The organism is Ferrovibrio sp. GW821-FHT12E11 (genome assembly GCF_058806975.1).
On the sequence record NZ_JBXAQG010000001.1, the window covers coordinates 3,298,659 to 3,314,380 of the forward strand.

Annotated in this window: 16 protein-coding genes; 12 read left to right on the plus strand and 4 right to left on the minus strand. The window is 63.2% G+C overall.

Features of this window, described 5'->3' with window-relative positions:
• Window positions 1–1,029, minus strand: a complete 1,029-nt coding sequence (locus AC1ROT_RS16375) for a histone deacetylase family protein (RefSeq protein WP_493000246.1) — start codon at window positions 1,027–1,029, stop codon at window positions 1–3.
• The gene (locus AC1ROT_RS16380) at window positions 1,026–1,736 is read right to left on the minus strand and encodes a GntR family transcriptional regulator (RefSeq protein ID WP_493000248.1); all 711 of its coding nucleotides are present in this window, start codon (window positions 1,734–1,736) and stop codon (window positions 1,026–1,028) included. Before AC1ROT_RS16380 ends, AC1ROT_RS16375 begins: the two co-directional genes overlap by 4 nt.
• Before the next feature lie 119 nt (window positions 1,737–1,855).
• Here AC1ROT_RS16380 and AC1ROT_RS16385 point away from each other — a divergent pair, with 119 nt between their 5' ends.
• The 6 genes from AC1ROT_RS16385 (at window position 1,856) to AC1ROT_RS16410 (ending at window position 8,650) form a co-directional block, all read left to right on the plus strand.
• Entirely contained in the window at window positions 1,856–2,632 is a 777-nt protein-coding gene (locus tag AC1ROT_RS16385) for a class II aldolase/adducin family protein (protein ID WP_492971497.1), read from the plus strand.
• Between the two features lie 27 nt (window positions 2,633–2,659).
• Window positions 2,660–4,216 carry an ABC transporter substrate-binding protein gene (locus tag AC1ROT_RS16390; RefSeq protein ID WP_492971496.1) on the plus strand — a complete coding sequence of 519 codons (1,557 nt, stop codon included), beginning with the start codon at window positions 2,660–2,662 and terminating at the stop codon, window positions 4,214–4,216.
• A gap of 81 nt (window positions 4,217–4,297) precedes the next feature.
• Window positions 4,298–5,269 (plus strand): ABC transporter permease, encoded by a 972-nt coding sequence (locus tag AC1ROT_RS16395; RefSeq protein ID WP_492971495.1) that lies wholly within the window; start codon window positions 4,298–4,300, stop codon window positions 5,267–5,269.
• Complete coding sequence (locus AC1ROT_RS16400) at window positions 5,266–6,102, plus strand: ABC transporter permease (RefSeq protein ID WP_493000249.1); 837 nt, start codon at window positions 5,266–5,268, stop codon at window positions 6,100–6,102. The genes AC1ROT_RS16395 and AC1ROT_RS16400 overlap by 4 nt, the downstream gene beginning before the upstream one ends.
• 2 nt (window positions 6,103–6,104) lie before the next feature.
• Window positions 6,105–7,715, plus strand: coding sequence for an ABC transporter ATP-binding protein (locus AC1ROT_RS16405; RefSeq protein WP_493000251.1), 1,611 nt, complete (start codon window positions 6,105–6,107; stop codon window positions 7,713–7,715).
• A complete protein-coding gene (locus AC1ROT_RS16410; protein ID WP_493000252.1) occupies window positions 7,712–8,650 on the plus strand; it encodes a 2-hydroxyacid dehydrogenase in 939 nt (312 codons plus the stop codon). The genes AC1ROT_RS16405 and AC1ROT_RS16410 overlap by 4 nt, the downstream gene beginning before the upstream one ends.
• 5 nt (window positions 8,651–8,655) lie before the next feature.
• Here AC1ROT_RS16410 and AC1ROT_RS16415 read toward each other — a convergent pair whose 3' ends face one another.
• Together AC1ROT_RS16415 and AC1ROT_RS16420 are read right to left on the minus strand one after the other, a co-directional pair.
• Entirely contained in the window at window positions 8,656–9,435 is a 780-nt protein-coding gene (locus AC1ROT_RS16415; protein ID WP_493000254.1) for an SDR family oxidoreductase, read from the minus strand.
• A gap of 11 nt (window positions 9,436–9,446) precedes the next feature.
• Complete coding sequence (locus AC1ROT_RS16420; RefSeq protein ID WP_493000256.1) at window positions 9,447–10,913, minus strand: aldehyde dehydrogenase; 1,467 nt, start codon at window positions 10,911–10,913, stop codon at window positions 9,447–9,449.
• A 129-nt stretch (window positions 10,914–11,042) separates the two neighbouring features.
• On the opposite strand from AC1ROT_RS16420, the gene AC1ROT_RS16425 reads away from it, so the two are divergent.
• Genes AC1ROT_RS16425 through AC1ROT_RS16450 form a run of 6 tightly spaced genes read left to right on the plus strand, consistent with a single transcriptional unit; the run spans window position 11,043 to window position 15,719 of the window.
• Window positions 11,043–11,351: a recombinase-like helix-turn-helix domain-containing protein gene (locus AC1ROT_RS16425; RefSeq protein WP_492971489.1), complete on the plus strand. Its 309-nt coding sequence runs from the start codon at window positions 11,043–11,045 to the stop codon at window positions 11,349–11,351.
• Complete coding sequence (locus AC1ROT_RS16430) at window positions 11,348–12,142, plus strand: ABC transporter ATP-binding protein (RefSeq protein WP_493000258.1); 795 nt, start codon at window positions 11,348–11,350, stop codon at window positions 12,140–12,142. Before AC1ROT_RS16425 ends, AC1ROT_RS16430 begins: the two co-directional genes overlap by 4 nt.
• A gap of 32 nt (window positions 12,143–12,174) precedes the next feature.
• On the plus strand, window positions 12,175–13,149 hold the full coding sequence (locus tag AC1ROT_RS16435; RefSeq protein WP_492971487.1) for an ABC transporter substrate-binding protein: 975 nt from the start codon (window positions 12,175–12,177) through the stop codon (window positions 13,147–13,149).
• 34 nt (window positions 13,150–13,183) lie between these two features.
• The gene (locus AC1ROT_RS16440) at window positions 13,184–13,978 is read left to right on the plus strand and encodes an ABC transporter permease (protein ID WP_493000260.1); all 795 of its coding nucleotides are present in this window, start codon (window positions 13,184–13,186) and stop codon (window positions 13,976–13,978) included.
• 19 nt (window positions 13,979–13,997) lie between these two features.
• On the plus strand, window positions 13,998–15,062 hold the full coding sequence (locus tag AC1ROT_RS16445) for a Rieske 2Fe-2S domain-containing protein (RefSeq protein ID WP_493000261.1): 1,065 nt from the start codon (window positions 13,998–14,000) through the stop codon (window positions 15,060–15,062).
• Window positions 15,063–15,104: 42 nt separating this feature from the next.
• On the plus strand, window positions 15,105–15,719 hold the full coding sequence (locus AC1ROT_RS16450) for a cupin domain-containing protein (protein ID WP_493000262.1): 615 nt from the start codon (window positions 15,105–15,107) through the stop codon (window positions 15,717–15,719).
• The last annotated feature ends 3 nt before the right edge of the window (window positions 15,720–15,722 follow it).

The following is a 15,722-nucleotide window of genomic DNA, read 5'->3' on the forward strand; positions in this document are numbered from 1 at the left end:
CTAGCGCACGGTTTCGTAGCCCGCCAGCACGGCGGCGAGATTGACGCCGAGGATGTCGGAGAGATAGCCGCCCTCCTGCACCAGTGCAGTAGGCAGGCCAATGCGGGCAATCGCCGCGCCGATCTGACTGAAACCCTTGGTGGTGATTTTCAGGCCCTGCAGAGGATCTTCCTCGGAAGCATCGAGGCCCAGCGCCACCACCAGCGCGCCCGGCGCAAAGGCCTTGATCGTCTTCACGGCGCGATCCAGTGCCACCATGTAATCGGCATCGCCGGTGCCCAGCGGCAGCGGTATGTTCAAGTTGGCCCCGGTGCCGGCGCCGCTGCCGCGTTCGTGGTCATAGCCGACGTAGAACGGATAATAGCTGCCCGGATGCGCATGGATCGACACGGTCAGCACGTCGCCGCGATCGTAGAAGATGCCCTGTGTGCCGTTGCCGTGATGGACATCGACATCCAGGATGGCGACGCGCTCATGCTTCTGGCGTAGATGCGCGGCCGCAATCGCGCTGTTGTTGAGGTAGCAGAAGCCGCCGGCCATGTCGCGATAGGCGTGGTGGCCGGGTGGGCGGCAGAGCGCATAGACGGTATCCTCGCCATCCAGCACCATCTGCGCCGCCGTGGTGGCGACATCGGCCGCCGCGCAGGCGGCGGCAAACGTGCCGGCGCCGATGGGGCAGGCGGTATCGGAAGTATGCCAGCCCAGCTTGCCGACGATGCCGGTGGGATAGCTGGTATCCTGGCTGCGCTGGGCATGGATATTGGGGATCATCTCGGCATTGGAATCGCCCAGCGCCTGCCATTCGTCAAAGCCGTGTTCCAGGAAGGCGAGATAATCGGGGCTGTGCACGCGGGCGCGCGGGCCGCTGCCAAAACTCTGGGCCGGAAGGATAGTGTGTTTGCCGCTGTTCAGGCCATTGAGCAGGCGCGTCGCGCGCTCGGGCTGCTCGGTGGTCTTGCGGACCACTCCGCGCACCAGGAAGAACTGCGGATCGTGGCTCTGATGCGCATCGCTGTAGACGGCTTTCACGGGACTTTCTCCGTCGTCTGATTGGCGGGCAGGGTGCGCACCAGTTGCGCCACACCGCGCCAGGCGTCGCCAAGATGGTATTCCACGCCTTCATGAATCTTCGCCACATCGCCGCTTTCGATGGCAGCCAGCAACGGTTCATGGGTTTCGGCGATGCGGTGCGGATCGTCGTAGAGGCGGCCGATCAGGCCGATCACGATGCGCAGTTCGGACGCCAGGTCGTCGAACAGCCGCAGCAGGCGCCGGTTGCCCGACATCTCGCAGATCAGCCGGTGGAAGCGATAATCCTCTTCTACCTGGCGCGCGGGATCGTTGGAGGCGGCAGTCTCGTAGAGCACGTCGAGCTGGCGGCGCAGCGCCGCGCGGCCGTCCGGCGTCAGGCGGCCGGCGGTGAGGACGGCAGCGTGTTTTTCGATGCAGATGCGCAGGTCATACAGGTCGTCGATCTCGTCAGGCGCATGGGTGCGGACGAAAAAGCCGCGGCCGGGAATCGCCACCAGCAATCCCTGGCTTTCCAGCAGGCGGCCCGCCTCGCGCACCGGCGCGCGGCTGACCCCCAGTTCGCGCGCCACGACGGCCTCAGCCACCTTGGCGCCGGGCGACAGCTGCCCGGAAATAATCGCAGCGGTGAGCGACCGGGCGATCTGGCTGACCAGATCCTGGCTCACGATGGCGGGCAAACCGACCGGCTTTGAGGCGAGGCGCATCAGGGTATGTCCTTGAAGAAGCGGTCTATCTCACAAATCGTCGACTGTCGACACTTTTCGATTGCGAGTCATTTCAAAGCCATGACAGGATGACGCCCTGTTTGCGGAGGCGAAGACCCATGAGTGCATCCATTCGTAGCCTGGACAAAAGTCACGACCTGTCCTGGCAGACCAAAACCGATCTCGCCGCTGCCTATCGCCTGATCCACCGCCACGGCCTCGACGACAGCATCTACACCCATATCTCGGCGCGTCTTCCCGGCGGCCATGACCGCTTCCTGATCAATCCCTATGGCATGCGGTTCGAGGAGGTTAAGGCTTCGAACCTGGTCACCGTCGATATCGACGGCAAAGTCATCGAGGATCCGCTGGGCCTGGAGATCAATCCGGCCGGCTTCACTATCCACAGCGCCATCCATTCCGCCCGGCCCGACGTGGTCTGCGTGCTGCACACCCATACGGTGGCCGGCGTGGCGGTCTCCTGTCAGGAAGAGGGGCTGCTGCCGCTGAACCAGTGGTCGATGCAATTCCACGGCCGCGTCGCCTATCACACCTATGAAGGCATCGCGCTCGACCTGGACGAACGCCAGCGGCTGATCGCCGATCTGGGCGACAAGAATGTATTCATCCTGCGCAACCACGGCCTGCTCACCTGCGGCCGCTCGGTGGCGGAGGCCTTCAAGCTGATGTTCAACCTGGAACGCTCCTGCCGGGCGCAGCTGGCGATCCAGTCGGCCGGCGCGCCTGTCATGCAGGCGCCACCGGGCATTCCGGAAAAGACCGCGGAACAATACCGCGTGGGTTACGACAGGGTAGAAGCCGGCAACAAGCCGGACATCGAATGGGAGGCTTTCAAGCGGATGTTGGAGCGTACGGATCCCGACTACCGCACCTGACAGATACTGACACAGAGGGGGTTAGCTGTGCTGAAGAAAAGCCTGATCGGTCTACTCGTTGCCACCGGTATCGCCACATGTCTCGCCACCGGCGCGATGGCGCAGAAAGCGGGCGGCATCGCCAACGCCATTATCCAGCCGGAACCGCCCGGCCTGATGCTGGCCATGCTGCAGAATGGCCCGGTCCAGATGGTGGCCGGCAATATCTACGAAGGCCTGCTGCGCTACGACGCCAAGCTGGCGCCCCAGCCCGGCCTCGCCGAGAGCTGGGCGATCACCGACGAGGGCAAGACCTATACCTTCAAGCTGGTGAAGACCGCCACCTGGCATGACGGCAAGCCGTTCACGGCGGCCGATGTGCTGTTTACTGTGGAATTCATCAAGCAGACCAATCCGCGCGCCCGCGCCAACCTGGTACAGGTCGACAGCGTCTCGGCCCCGGACGACTACACCGTGGTGTTCAAGCTGAAACAGGCCTTCGGCCCGTTCATCGGCATCTTCGAGGTCGGCTCGATGCCGATGGTGCCCAAGCATATCTATGATGGCATCGACTGGAAGACGGCGCCGGCGAACAACACGCCGATCGGCACCGGTCCCTTCATGTTCAAGGAGTGGCAGAAGGGCAGCTTCATCAAGCTGGTGAAGAACCCGAACTACCATGTGAAGGGCAAGCCGTATCTGGACGAGATCTACTGGCACGTCATCCCGGATGCCGCCGCGCGCTCGGTGGCCTTCGAGACGGGCAAGGTCGACATCCTGCCCGGTGGCTCGGTCGAGAATTTCGACGTGCCGCGCCTGAGCAAGATGAAGGATGTCTGCGTCACCGGCAAAGGCTGGGAGTATTTCGGCCCGCTGGCCTGGATGTGGCTGAACAACCGCCAGGGCCCGACGTCGAACAAGCTGTTCCGCCAAGCGGTGATGTACGCGATGGATCGCGACTTTGCCAAGAACGTGGTGTGGAACGGCCTGGGTGAAGTCGCGGTCGGCCCGATCTCCTCGGCCACCAAGTTCTTCGACAAGAGCCTGGCCAAGTACAAATACGATCCGGCCAAGGCCAAGGCGCTGCTCAAGGAAGCAGGCTACAAGGGCGAGAAGGTTCGCTTCATGCCGTTGCCCTATGGTGAGACCTGGGCCCGCTGGGGTGAGGCGGTGCGCCAGAATCTGCAGGATGTCGGTATCAATATCGAGATGGTCGCTACCGACGTGCCGGGCTATAACCAGAAGCTCGGCGAATGGGATTACGACATCGGCTTCAGCTATCTCTACCAGTATGGCGACCCGGCGCTGGGCGTCGGCCGTAACTATGTAACCTCGAACATCGCCAAGGGCTCGCCCTTCAACAATGTCGAAGGCTACTCCAATCCGGAAGTCGACCGGCTGTTCGCTGAGGCCGCCACTGCCTATCCGGACTCCAAGCGCCAGGAACTCTACAATCAGGTGATGAAGATCCTGATCGACGACGTTCCGGTCGCCTGGCTGCTGGAACTGGAATTCCCGACGATCACCAAGTGCAGGGTCAAGGATTTGGTCACCACCGGTATCGGTGTGAACGACGGTTTCCGCGACGCCTGGATCGACAAGTAAGCTCAGGTTATCTCCCCCCTGCGGCGACCATGGTTACCGCAGGGGGGGCATTATCGGCCTCCCCTGTCGACCTGAGTAATCATGCTGTCATTCATTGCCCAACGCCTGGTGAAGGCGGTGATCGTTCTGCTGGCGATCATCGTGCTGAACTTCTTCCTGATCCGAGCCGCGCCCGGTGACCCGGCCGTGGTTATGGCCGGCGAGGCCGGCGCCACCGACGAGCTGTTCGTCGCGCAGTTGCGTGAGAAATTCGGCCTTGACCAGCCGATGCACAAGCAGCTCTTCCTCTATGTGTCGGGCATCGCCAGTTTCGATCTCGGCTTTTCCTTCCGCCAGCAGATGCCGGTATCGAAGCTGATCCTCGACCGCCTGCCGGCGACGCTGCTGCTGACGGGCAGCGCCTTCGTCATCTCACTCGGGCTCGGTGTGCTGCTTGGCGGCATGGCGGCGCGGCGCTCGGGCCACTGGACCGATACGGTGATCACCACGCTGTCGCTGGTCTTCTACGCCACGCCGCTGTTCTGGGTGGCGCTGATGCTGGTGCTGCTGTTCTCGGTTCATCTCGACTGGTTGCCCAGCTTCGGCTACGAGACCGTCGGCGCCGGCTATACCGGCCTGCGCCATGTGACCGATGTTGCTGCCCATCTGGTTCTGCCGGCGGTCACGCTCGGCTCCTTCTTTATGGCGACCTATACCCGCATGACCCGCGCTTCGATGCTGGAGGTTGTACGGCTCGATTTCATCAAGACGGCGCGCGCCAAGGGCCTGCAGGATGCCGTGATCCAGCGCCGGCACGTGTTGCGCAACGCCATGCTGCCGGTGGTGACCCTGGCCGGGCTGCAGGCCGGTACGCTGGTCGGCGGCGCGGTGCTGACCGAAACCGTCTTCGCCTGGCCCGGCATTGGCCGCCTGATGTACGACGCCCTGCTGCAGCGCGACTATAACCTGCTGCTCGGCGTCTTTATCGTCTCCTCGGCCATGGTGCTGATCTTCAACCTGGTGACCGACCTGATCTATCGGCTGGTCGACCCGCGGATCGAGCTGGGCGCATGAGCAACTTCTGGAAAACCATGTTGCGCAATCCGGGCAGTCTGATCGGCTTGGTCATCCTGACACTGGTGTTGATCGTCGCGATCATCGGCCCGCTGGTCTTTCCGCAATCACCCTGGCGCATGATACAGCGGCCATTTCTGGCCCCGATGGTGGTCGATGGTTTCCTGTTCGGCACCGATGCGCTGGGCCGCGATGTGACGGCGGGTCTTATCCATGGTGCCCGCGTGTCTTTGATGGTGGGACTGGTGTCCACCGTGGTGGCTCTGATCATCGGCGTGCCACTCGGCGCCGTGGCCGGCTATGCCGGTGGCCGGGTCGATGACGCTCTGATGCGTTTCACTGAATTCTTCCAGACCATCCCGAGTTTTGCGCTTGCCATCGTGCTGGTGGCGATCATGCAGCCTTCCATCTTCTCCATTGTTGCGGCTATCGCCATTGTGAGCTGGCCGCCGGTGGCGCGATTGGTGCGCGGCGAGGTGCTGTCACTGCGCAGCCGCGAATATGTGCAGGCTGCTGTGGTCACCGGGCATAGCAATGCCTGGATCATCTGGCGCGAAATCCTGCCCAATACACTGTCGCCGATCATCGTGCTGGCCTCGCTGATGATCGCCACTGCCATCCTGCTGGAGTCTTCGCTGTCCTTCCTCGGGTTAGGTGATCCCAACCTGATGTCCTGGGGCTACATGGTCGGCGCCGGTCGTACCGTCATTCGTCAGGCCTGGTGGATCACGGTCTTCCCTGGCATCGCCATCCTGCTCACGGTGCTGGCGCTTAACCTGATTGGCGAGGGGTTGAACGACGCGCTCAACCCGCGCATGACCAAGGAGCGCTGAGCGTGAGTGGTGGGGTCGTCTCGGTCCGGAACCTGAAGCTGGCGCTACCCGTCGGCGGCGACCGTGGCTTTGCGGTTGACGATGTGTCCTTCAACCTCGATGCCGGCAAGATCCTCTGCGTGGTGGGCGAGTCCGGTTCAGGAAAGTCGATGATCGCCCATGCCCTGATGGGACTGTTGCCCAAGGCGGTGACGCCACAGGGCGGTGAAATCCTGTTCGGTGGCCAGAATCTGCTGGCGCTGGACGAACAGGCTTGGCTCGGCTGGCGTGGCCGTCGCATCGCCATGGTCTTCCAGGAACCAATGACGGCGCTCAATCCGCTGATGCGTATCGGCGAGCAGATGGCAGAGATGTTCGAGGCGCACAACTTGCTGACCCCGAAGGAGCGCCGAAAGCGGGCGCTGGAACTGACGCGTGAAGTCGGTCTGCCCGATCCGGAGCGCATCATCCGCGCCTATCCGCATCAGCTCTCCGGCGGCCAGCGTCAGCGCGCCATGATCGCCATGGCCCTGGCCCTGGAGCCAGCCGTGCTGGTGGCCGACGAGCCAACCACGGCGCTGGATGTCACCACGCAGGCGCAGATCCTGAAGCTGATCCGCGACCTGCAGAAACGGCGCAATATGGCCGTGATGTTCATCACCCATGACTTCGGCGTGGTGGCTGAGATCGCCGACCGCGTCGTTGTTCTGCAGCATGGCAAGCTGGTCGAGCAAGGCGAGGCGCAAGCCGTACTGCAGAATCCGCAGCAGTCCTATACCCAGGCGTTGCTGGCCGCGGTACCGTCAATGCAGCCGCCGGTGCGCGCATCGCTGGAAGATCGCCCAAAGGCCGTCGACGTGATCGGCCTGAACAAGACTTATGTCACCAGCAGCGGCTGGTTCCGGCCGGCACGGCGGGTCGAGGCGGCGAAGGATGTCAGCTTCAGCATCCGCCAGGGCGAAACGCTGGGACTGGTGGGAGAGTCCGGCTCAGGCAAGTCATCGGTGGCGCGGCTGGTGATGCAGTTGATCAAGCCCGATGGCGGCAGCGTGCGCCTGGGCAGCACCGACCTGACGCTGGTCGGCGGCAAGGCCCTGCGTGCCGAACGCCGCCGTATCCAGATGGTCTTCCAGGATCCGTTTGCCTCGCTCAATCCGCGTCGCAAGGTCGGTCGCATTATTGCCGACGGGCCGATTGCCCATGGCATGGCGCCGGAGAAGGCGATGCAGCGCGCCGGCGAGTTGCTGCATATGGTGGGCCTGGATGCCAGTGCCATCGAACGTTTCCCGCATGAATTCTCCGGGGGTCAGCGTCAGCGCATCGGCATTGCCCGCGCCCTGGCACTCGACCCGGAAATCCTGGTCGCCGATGAAGCGGTTTCGGCACTGGACGTGTCGGTGCAGGCGCAAGTGCTGCGTCTGTTGGAAGATCTGAAACAGCGGCTGGGATTGTCGATGCTGTTTATCACCCATGACCTGCGGGTGGCGGCGCAGATCTGCGATCGCATCGCCGTGATGCAGAAGGGCGTGATCGTCGAGCTCAAATCGGCGGCCGCGCTATTTGCGGCACCAGAGCATGCCTATACGCGCGAGCTTCTGGCGGCTGTACCTGGCCGGCAGGCGGGAGCGGCATGACGATGCGCTGTGCCGTGATCAGCAGGAAGCTGAACCTGCGCGACTATTACGGCGACGCGCTGGACGGGATCGCCGACCGCATCCAGACTATCGATCATCCGGTCACCCCGGCCGAAGATGTTCGCATTGCACTGGCCTGGCATCCGCATGCCGATGCCTTCACGCATTATCCCAACCTGAAAGCCGTCTGCACCATCGGCGCCGGCGCCGACAACGTTCTGGCCTGTCCCAGCCTGCCGCCGCATGTGGATGTAGTGCGGGTGGTTGATCCGGCGCAGGGAGAGATGATGGCGGGCTTCATCGCCTGGCATGTGATCTGTCACCAGCGCCGCTTCGATGTCTTCCGGGCGCAGCAGCAGGCGAAGATATGGCGCCGTTTGCTGCAGCGCGCCGCACGTGATGTTCCGGTGGCCTTGCTGGGCTACGGGCAGATCGGACAGACCGTGGCGCAAGCGCTGACCGCGCTGGGTTTCCCGGTGCTGGCCTGGAGCCGCACGCCGAAGCCGATGGCGGCGGGCGTACGCGGTTTTCATGGTGCTGATGGCTTGATGGCGATGATGGCGGAAACCGAAGTGCTGGTGAATCTGCTGCCGCTGACCGCGGCGACACGCGACATCCTGGATGGCAGGCTGTTCTCGGCCATGCGGCCGGGCGGGTACCTGATCCAGGTCGGTCGTGGTGAGCATATGGTCGAGGCCGACCTGCTGGCGGCGCTGGAATCCGGCCACCTTTCAGGCGCGTCTCTGGATGTCTTTGCCGTCGAGCCACTGCCGCAGAGTCATGTCTTCTGGGATCACCCGAAGATCGTGATGACGCCGCATGATGCCTGCGATGTCAGTTCTGAGGCCCTGCAGCAGACTCTCCTGCGGACGGCCGAAGCCATCATGGCTGGCCAGCGGCCATTGCACGCCGTGGATCGCCAGAGCGGCTACTGATACGTTCAGAGCGCCTGCGGGTGCGCGGCGCCGTCCAGCACGATGCTCTGGCCGCTGATATAGCCGGCCTGCGCGCTGCATAGATAGGCGCAGAGGCGTCCCAGTTCCGCCGGATCGCCAAAACGGCCGGCCGGCAGTTCGGCTTTGCGCGTCGCCACAACATCATCCACCGGTTTACCTTCCTTCTTTGCGCGGAAAGCAAAATTCGACAGCAGGCGGTCGGTGGCGAACGGGCCGGGCAGCAGGTTGTTCACGGTGACATTGTTCCTGGCCAGGCCGCGCACGATGGTGGCGACGAAGCCATGCAGGCCGCTGCGCGCCGCGGCGCTCAGACCCTGGGCATCGATCGGATGGCGCACCACGCTGGATGTGATGTTGACGATGCGGCCAAAGCCGCGCTCGGCCATGCCCTTGCTGTAATGGCCGATCAGCGCGATCGGTGCGCGCATGTTGGTGGCCAACGCATTGCTCCAGTCGGCATCCGACCAACTGCTGTAATCGCCGGGTGGCGGGCCGCCGGCATTGTTGACCAGGATGTCCGGCGCCGGGCAGGTGGCTTGCAGGGCGGCGCGGCCGGCTTCGGCGGAGAGATCGGCGGCCACCGGCGTGACGGTCACACTATGAGTGGTGGCGATCTGTTCGGCGACCTGCCGGAGTGCTGTGGCGTCGCGCGCATTCAGCACGATGTTGACACCTTCAGCGGCCAGCGCTTCGGCGCAGGCGCGGCCCAGTCCCTTGCTGGCGGCACAGACGATGGCGGTGCGCCCCCTGATACCGAGATCCATTACAAGCTCCCTCAGTCAGCCCACGGAATCGGGCGACCCGATATGTCGATATAGATACTCTTCTGTCGCATATAGGCCTTGATGCCGTCGCGGCCTTTCTCGCGGCCGATGCCGCTTTCGCCATTGCCGCCAAACGACGTGGCGATGCTGAACTGCTTGTAGGTGTTGACCCAGACGGTGCCGGCATTGAGCGCGCGGCCAAGCCGCCAGGCCCGGCGGAAATCGCTGGTCCAGATGCCGCTGGCAAGGCCGTAGACGCTGTCATTGGCTTCGGCGATCAGGCTGGCTTCGTCACGGAAGGGCAACAGCACACCGACGGGCCCGAAGATCTCCTCCTGCGCGGTGCGGCTGCGGTTGCGCAGACCCTCGATCAGCGCTGGCGCGAAATAGTTGCCGTCTTTCAGATCGGGCTCTGCAGACCGCGTACCACCGCACAGAAGGCGACCGCCTTCCTGCTGCGCGAGCGCGACATAGCCTTCGACCTTGTCGCGCTGCTGCGGCGTAATCAGCGGGCCGATCTGGGTGCGCTCGCTGACCGGATCGCCGATCCGGAGCGCCTTGGTGCGTTCCACCAGTCGATCACGGAAGTTAGCGTAAATGCTGTCTTCAATGAAAATGCGTGAACCGGCGATACAGCTTTGGCCCTGGCTGGAGAAGATGCCGAACAGCACGCCGTTGATCGCCTGCTCGATATCGGCATCGGAAAAAACAATATTCGGTGACTTGCCGCCCAGCTCCAGCGACACCGGCATGATCTTTTCAGCCGCCACATGGCCGATGGCGCGGCCGGTCGTCGTGCCGCCGGTGAATGTGACCTTGGCGACGCCGGGATGCGCCACGATCGCCGCACCGGTGACAGCGCCGGTGCCGGGCAGCACGCTCAGCAGGCCCTTCGGCAGGCCGGCCTCTTCGGCCAGCTTCGCCAGTTCCAGTGCCAGCAGCGGCGAGAATTCCGACGGCTTGATAATAACGGCATTACCGGCGGCAAGAGCCGGCGCGGTTTTCTGCGCCTCGCTGGCGATGGGCGAATTCCATGGCGTGATCGCGGCGATGACGCCCAGCGGGTCGTGCAGACTGAGCGAGAGATAGCTGCCGCGCGATGGCGTGACATCGCCTTCCATGGTTTCGCAGGCCGCGGCGAAGAAACGGAAGGTGCCGGCGGCGCTGCCGACCAGCGCGCGGGTTTCCAGGATCGGCTTGCCGTTGTCCTGGCGCTGGAGTTGCGCGAGTCGCTCGGCATCGCGCTCGATCAGGCTCGCGATGCGATGCAGATAGACGGCGCGCTGATGCGGCAGCAGGTCGCGCCAGGCCGGATCCTGCATGGCGGCTTGACCCTTGCGGACGGCTTCGTCCACATCGGCCGTATCGGCCGTGCTGACTGTGGCCAAGTCCTTGTTATCGGCGGGATTGCGGGTGACGAGCGGGGCGCCACGCCCTTGGCGCCAGTCTCCGGCGAGATAAAGCGGCAAGACAGTCATGCGGCGTTTCGATGAAAGAGAAGAGACAGATTCAGCTTTACAAGAAGCCTAGCCGAACCCTACGATGTTGCATATAGGAAATGACGTTTTATTAGTGGAACATCAAGGCCTATTCGAACGGAGGGTCCGATGGAGTTCAATCCTTATCTGGCTGATGTCCCGGTAACGGCCGGGGAACCCAACAAGGGCGGCCCGGAGTCCATCGAACATCCCGGCAAGACCGGCAATATCCCGTGGCAGACCCGCCCGGCAGACCTCACTGATTTCGAAAGCACGCTGGCCGATACGCTAATGGCTATGTTCCGCGAAGGCGTGGAAGAGCTGCCGGCTATCGTGGCGGCGCTGAATGCGCGCGGCCCGCGCCATCCCGACGGCACCTGGACCGATGCCAACTACCAGAGCCTGATGGCGCGTCTCGCACAGGGTTACAGCGCATGAGCCTGAAGGTCGGCACGCCGCGGCTCGAATTCCGCACTGTCACCAAGCGCTTTGCCAATCCGCGGCAGGGTGGCGTGGTGGTGGCGGTGGAAGACGTCACCTTCAGCATTGCCGATGGCGAGGTCGTGTCGCTGATCGGCCCGTCCGGCTGCGGCAAGAGCACGCTGCTGAACATGGGTTCGGGCCTCGATCCGGCGACGGAAGGCGAGGTCTATGTCGATGGCGAGCTGGTGACCAGGCCGAACCGCCATGTCGCCTTCATGCTGCAGAAGGATCTGCTGCTGCCCTGGCGCACTATTCGCGAGAATGTCGAACTCGGCCTGGAAATCCAGGGCGCGGCAGCGGCGCAGCGGCGCGAAACCGCGCTGATGCTGCTCGACAAGTGCCGCCTGAGCGATTTCGTCGAGCATTACCCGCATCAGCTGTCCGGTGGCATGCGCCAGCGCGCGGCACTCGCCCGCACCCTGGCCGTCGAGCCGAGCGTACTGCTGATGGACGAACCGTTTTCGGCACTGGATGCGCAGACCAAGATGGTGCTGCAGCAGGATCTGGGCCGCACGCTGGCGCATACGCGCAAGACGGCGCTGTTCATCACCCATGACCTGGTCGAGGCGATTGCGCTGTCCGACCGCATCCTGGTGATGAGCCATCGTCCGGGCCGCATCATCGAAGAGATCGTGGTGGAAATTCCGGACCGCGCCAACCCGATGGCGCGCCGCCAGGACCCGAAGGTCGGCGGCTATGTGAAACGGCTGATGGACCTGCTGCATGTCGAGCAGGCCGCGGCGTGATTTTGAGACTCATCAACATGGAGGGGAATGTGATGCGTAAATTTGTTCTCGCCGGCCTTGCCGGTTTCGGTCTGACGATGGCGGCTGCGGGCGTCCAGGATGTCCGCGCGCAGGATGTCACCTATCTGCTGCCGGCGCCGAAGTCGCTGCCAGCTTTCGGCCCCTGGATGGTGGCCGAACAGCGCGGCTATTTCAAAGCCGAAGGTCTGAATGTCACCTTTCAGATCGGCAAGGGCGGCGTCGACGTCGCCAAGCAGGTCGGTGCCGGTAACGCCGTGATCGGTGGTGGCATCGGCGATACCTCGATCATCGTGCGCCCGAACGGCGTGCCGGTGAAGACGGTGGCGCTGCTCGGCGGCGGCTCGCTGATGCAGTTGGTCATCAACAAGGACAAGGGCGTCAAGTCGATCAAGGACCTGAAAGGCAAGACCATCACCGCGATGGCTTACCAGGACACCACTTATTTCGCGCTGCTGGGTATGCTCGCCACCCAAGGCATGACCAAGAATGACGTGAATGCCCAGGCCGCCGGCCCGGTCAACGTCTGGAAGCTGTTCGTCGCGGGCGAGGCCGATGCCATGGCCGCCGTGCCGGAATGGACCGCCCAGGCCCAGGCTGCGAAGATGAACATCGAGATCATCCCCTCCGACGTGCATTTCAAGAGCATGGCGCAGGCGATCATCGCAGCTGACGACGTAATCCAGAAGAATCCGCAGCTGATCCAGAAGCTGGTGCGCGCCACGCTGAAGGGCATGAAGGATATCATGGATAATCCGACTGCTGCCGCGGCCGACTATGTGAAGGCGGTGCCGGAGCATAACGGCAACGAGGCCTTCATCGTCGCGTCCTTTAAGCTCTACAACCAGTATGTCTATCCGGGCCAGACCAAGCTCGGCGCGGTCGACGAGAGCCGTCTCGGCGCCCTGCAGGATTTCTACGTCAAGGAAGGCGTGATTCGCGACAAGACCGCGATCAAGGACCTCTACACCAACCAGTTCGTCCAATAAGCCAACCGGTTCGCGCCGGCGGGAGTGAATGAGAATGCAAGCCGTACTGTCCCAACCGCATCTTCGCCGCATGATGGCTGGCAGCCTGTTGCTGTTCGTCGTCTTCGTGGCGGCCTGGCAATGGGTGCCGGGCTGGTTCGGGATTCCGCATTTCATCATCCCGCCGGCCAGCCTGGTCTGGGACGAGTTCCTGCGCATGTTGGCCAAGGACAAGCTGATCTTCCACACCGGCATCACGGCGATGCAGGTGGGTGTCGGCTTCGTGCTCGGTGCACTGCTGGGCATCCTGGCCGGTTTTGTGCTGGGCATGTCGCCGACAGCCGAGTTTATGCTGTCGCCTTATATCCTGGCGCTGCAGATTGCGCCGAAGGTGGCCTTCGCGCCGCTGTTCATCATCTGGTTCGGCTATACCGTCTATCCGAAGATCCTGGTCTGCATCCTGATTGTCTTCTTTCCGGTGATGATCAACGTGCTGGGCGCTGTGCGTGCCATCGACCCCGATATCGTGCGGTTGGCGCGTTCGTTCACCGCCAACCGTTTCCAGGTGTTCTGGAAGATCGAATTCCCGGCCGCCCTGCCGCCGCTGTTTGCTGGCCTGCGCATCGCTGCCACGTTGGCCGTGATCGGCGTGGTGGTGGGCGAGCTGGTCGGTGGCAATACCGGCCTGGGCTACCTGCTCACCTTCGGCGAGGGTGCTGGCAACACTGCCATGGTCTTTGTTGCCATCATTCTCCTGACCCTGATCGGCATCGTGCTCTACGGCATCATCGTGCTTGTCGAGGGCCGGGTGTTGCATTACATGCCGGCGCGTTCGCGCGCCCCCGTCTGACCTGAAGGAGGCCCGCCCCATGGCTGCCGCAAGTGAGATGAAAGACGCCGAAGCCCTGCTGAACCGGGGTTTGCGCAATTACTGGTATCCGGTCGCGCCAAGCTGGATGGTCGGCACCAGTCCGGTCGGCCTGACTCGGCTATCGGAAAATATCGTGCTGTGGCGCGATGAGACCGGCAAGCTGCACTGTCTGGAAGACCGCTGCCCGCATCGCGGCGCACGGCTCTCGCTGGGCTGGGCGCTCGGCGACAAGATTGCCTGCTGGTATCACGGCGTGGAAGTGCGCAGCGACGGCGTCGTGCCGCGCGTGCCAGCCCAGGCCAATGCGCCGATGGAAGGCAAGCGCTGCGTGCGCAGCTATCATGTGCAGGAAAAGGCCAGCACGATCTTCGTCTGGTTCGGCGATGCGCTGCATGCCGAACCCGATGACCTGCTGCTGCCGGAAGAGCTGGTGTCGCCCGATTACGAGTCGATCCTGTGTACGGCGCACTGGAAGTGCAATTACCGTTACGCCATCGACAACGTGATGGACCCGATGCACGGGGCCTATCTGCATGCGCAATCGCATTCCATGGCCGACGGCGATAAGCATGCCGAGATGAAGCTGCGCAAGACCGATACCGGCTTTGTCTTCGAGAAGGCCGGCCAGCGTGGCGTCAATTTCGACTGGACCGAGTTCGGCATCACCAATTCGCTCTGGCTGCGCCTGGAAATCCCCTATGGCAAGCAGGCCGGTCCGGGCGGTCCGTTCACCATCGTCGGCATGGTGGCGCCGGTGGATGAAGAGAACTGCCGCGTCTTCTTCTGGCGAATCCGCAAGATCGCCGGCTGGCAGCGCGATACCTGGAAGTTCCTTTATCGCGCCCGCCTGGAAGGCCTGCACTGGGCCGTGCTGGAACAGGATCGCGTGATCTTGGAGGCGATGGCGCCGCAGGCCCGCGAGCGTGAATTCCTCTACCAGCATGACGCCGGCCTGGGCCGTGTGCGCACCGTGCTGCTGAAATCGGCCCGCGATCAGGTGCAGGCACTGGCGGCGGCGAAAGCCTGTGCAGGTGAAGCGCCGCGTGCGGCTGACGTGGCCTGACAGTTTCTGGATTGAAGCGAAGCATCCTGAAGGAGGATTGCCATGAGTATCGCTGAGAAGGTTGCCAAATTCGCCAAGGACTGGTTCCCGACCTGGGAGAAGCCGCAGGAAAAGTCGCTGCAGCAGTGGATCGAATCGCGCATTGCGCGGTACTCGACCCGCCAGTACGACTGGAATGCGCTGAAATTCCAGGCCGACTTCGATCCGAAATACCGGCGCGCCCAGTGCCGCTATATCGGCACCGGTGCCACCGGCGTGGGCAACGACACCAACACCATCCCGTCCGAGCATTTTACCTTCTCGACCATGATCCTGCCGGCCGGCTGCGAAGGTCCGATGCATGTGCATTATGACGCCGAAGAAGTGTTCTTCGTGCTGAAGGCGCAGAAGCTGCGGCTGTTCTTCGAACTGGATGGCGAGACTTTCGATACGGTGCTGTCCGATCGCGATGTGGTTTCGGTGCCGCCGGGCGTGTTCCGCGGCCTGAAGAACGAAGGTCAGGAAGAGGCATTGATGTGCGTCATGCTGGGTGTGTCCAAGCCGAACGTTCCGGATTATCCGGAAGGCCATCCGCTGATGGAGCTGCGCAAGCGTCGCCGCGAGATCGCAGCTGCCGCTGCGGCAGCCGAATCTGCCAAGGCCTCGGCGGCCGAGTAAGAG

Coding starts and splice junctions, on each gene's coding strand:
- AC1ROT_RS16380 (WP_493000248.1), bottom strand. CDS start 1,736: ATGCGCCTCGCCTCAAAGCCGGTCGGTTTGCCCGCCATCGTGAGCCAG.
- AC1ROT_RS16385 (WP_492971497.1), top strand. CDS start 1,856: ATGAGTGCATCCATTCGTAGCCTGGACAAAAGTCACGACCTGTCCTGG.
- AC1ROT_RS16395 (WP_492971495.1), top strand. CDS start 4,298: ATGCTGTCATTCATTGCCCAACGCCTGGTGAAGGCGGTGATCGTTCTG.
- AC1ROT_RS16400 (WP_493000249.1), top strand. CDS start 5,266: ATGAGCAACTTCTGGAAAACCATGTTGCGCAATCCGGGCAGTCTGATC.
- AC1ROT_RS16410 (WP_493000252.1), top strand. CDS start 7,712: ATGACGATGCGCTGTGCCGTGATCAGCAGGAAGCTGAACCTGCGCGAC.
- AC1ROT_RS16415 (WP_493000254.1), bottom strand. CDS start 9,435: ATGGATCTCGGTATCAGGGGGCGCACCGCCATCGTCTGTGCCGCCAGC.
- AC1ROT_RS16420 (WP_493000256.1), bottom strand. CDS start 10,913: ATGACTGTCTTGCCGCTTTATCTCGCCGGAGACTGGCGCCAAGGGCGT.
- AC1ROT_RS16425 (WP_492971489.1), top strand. CDS start 11,043: ATGGAGTTCAATCCTTATCTGGCTGATGTCCCGGTAACGGCCGGGGAA.
- AC1ROT_RS16430 (WP_493000258.1), top strand. CDS start 11,348: ATGAGCCTGAAGGTCGGCACGCCGCGGCTCGAATTCCGCACTGTCACC.
- AC1ROT_RS16435 (WP_492971487.1), top strand. CDS start 12,175: ATGCGTAAATTTGTTCTCGCCGGCCTTGCCGGTTTCGGTCTGACGATG.
- AC1ROT_RS16440 (WP_493000260.1), top strand. CDS start 13,184: ATGCAAGCCGTACTGTCCCAACCGCATCTTCGCCGCATGATGGCTGGC.
- AC1ROT_RS16445 (WP_493000261.1), top strand. CDS start 13,998: ATGGCTGCCGCAAGTGAGATGAAAGACGCCGAAGCCCTGCTGAACCGG.
- AC1ROT_RS16450 (WP_493000262.1), top strand. CDS start 15,105: ATGAGTATCGCTGAGAAGGTTGCCAAATTCGCCAAGGACTGGTTCCCG.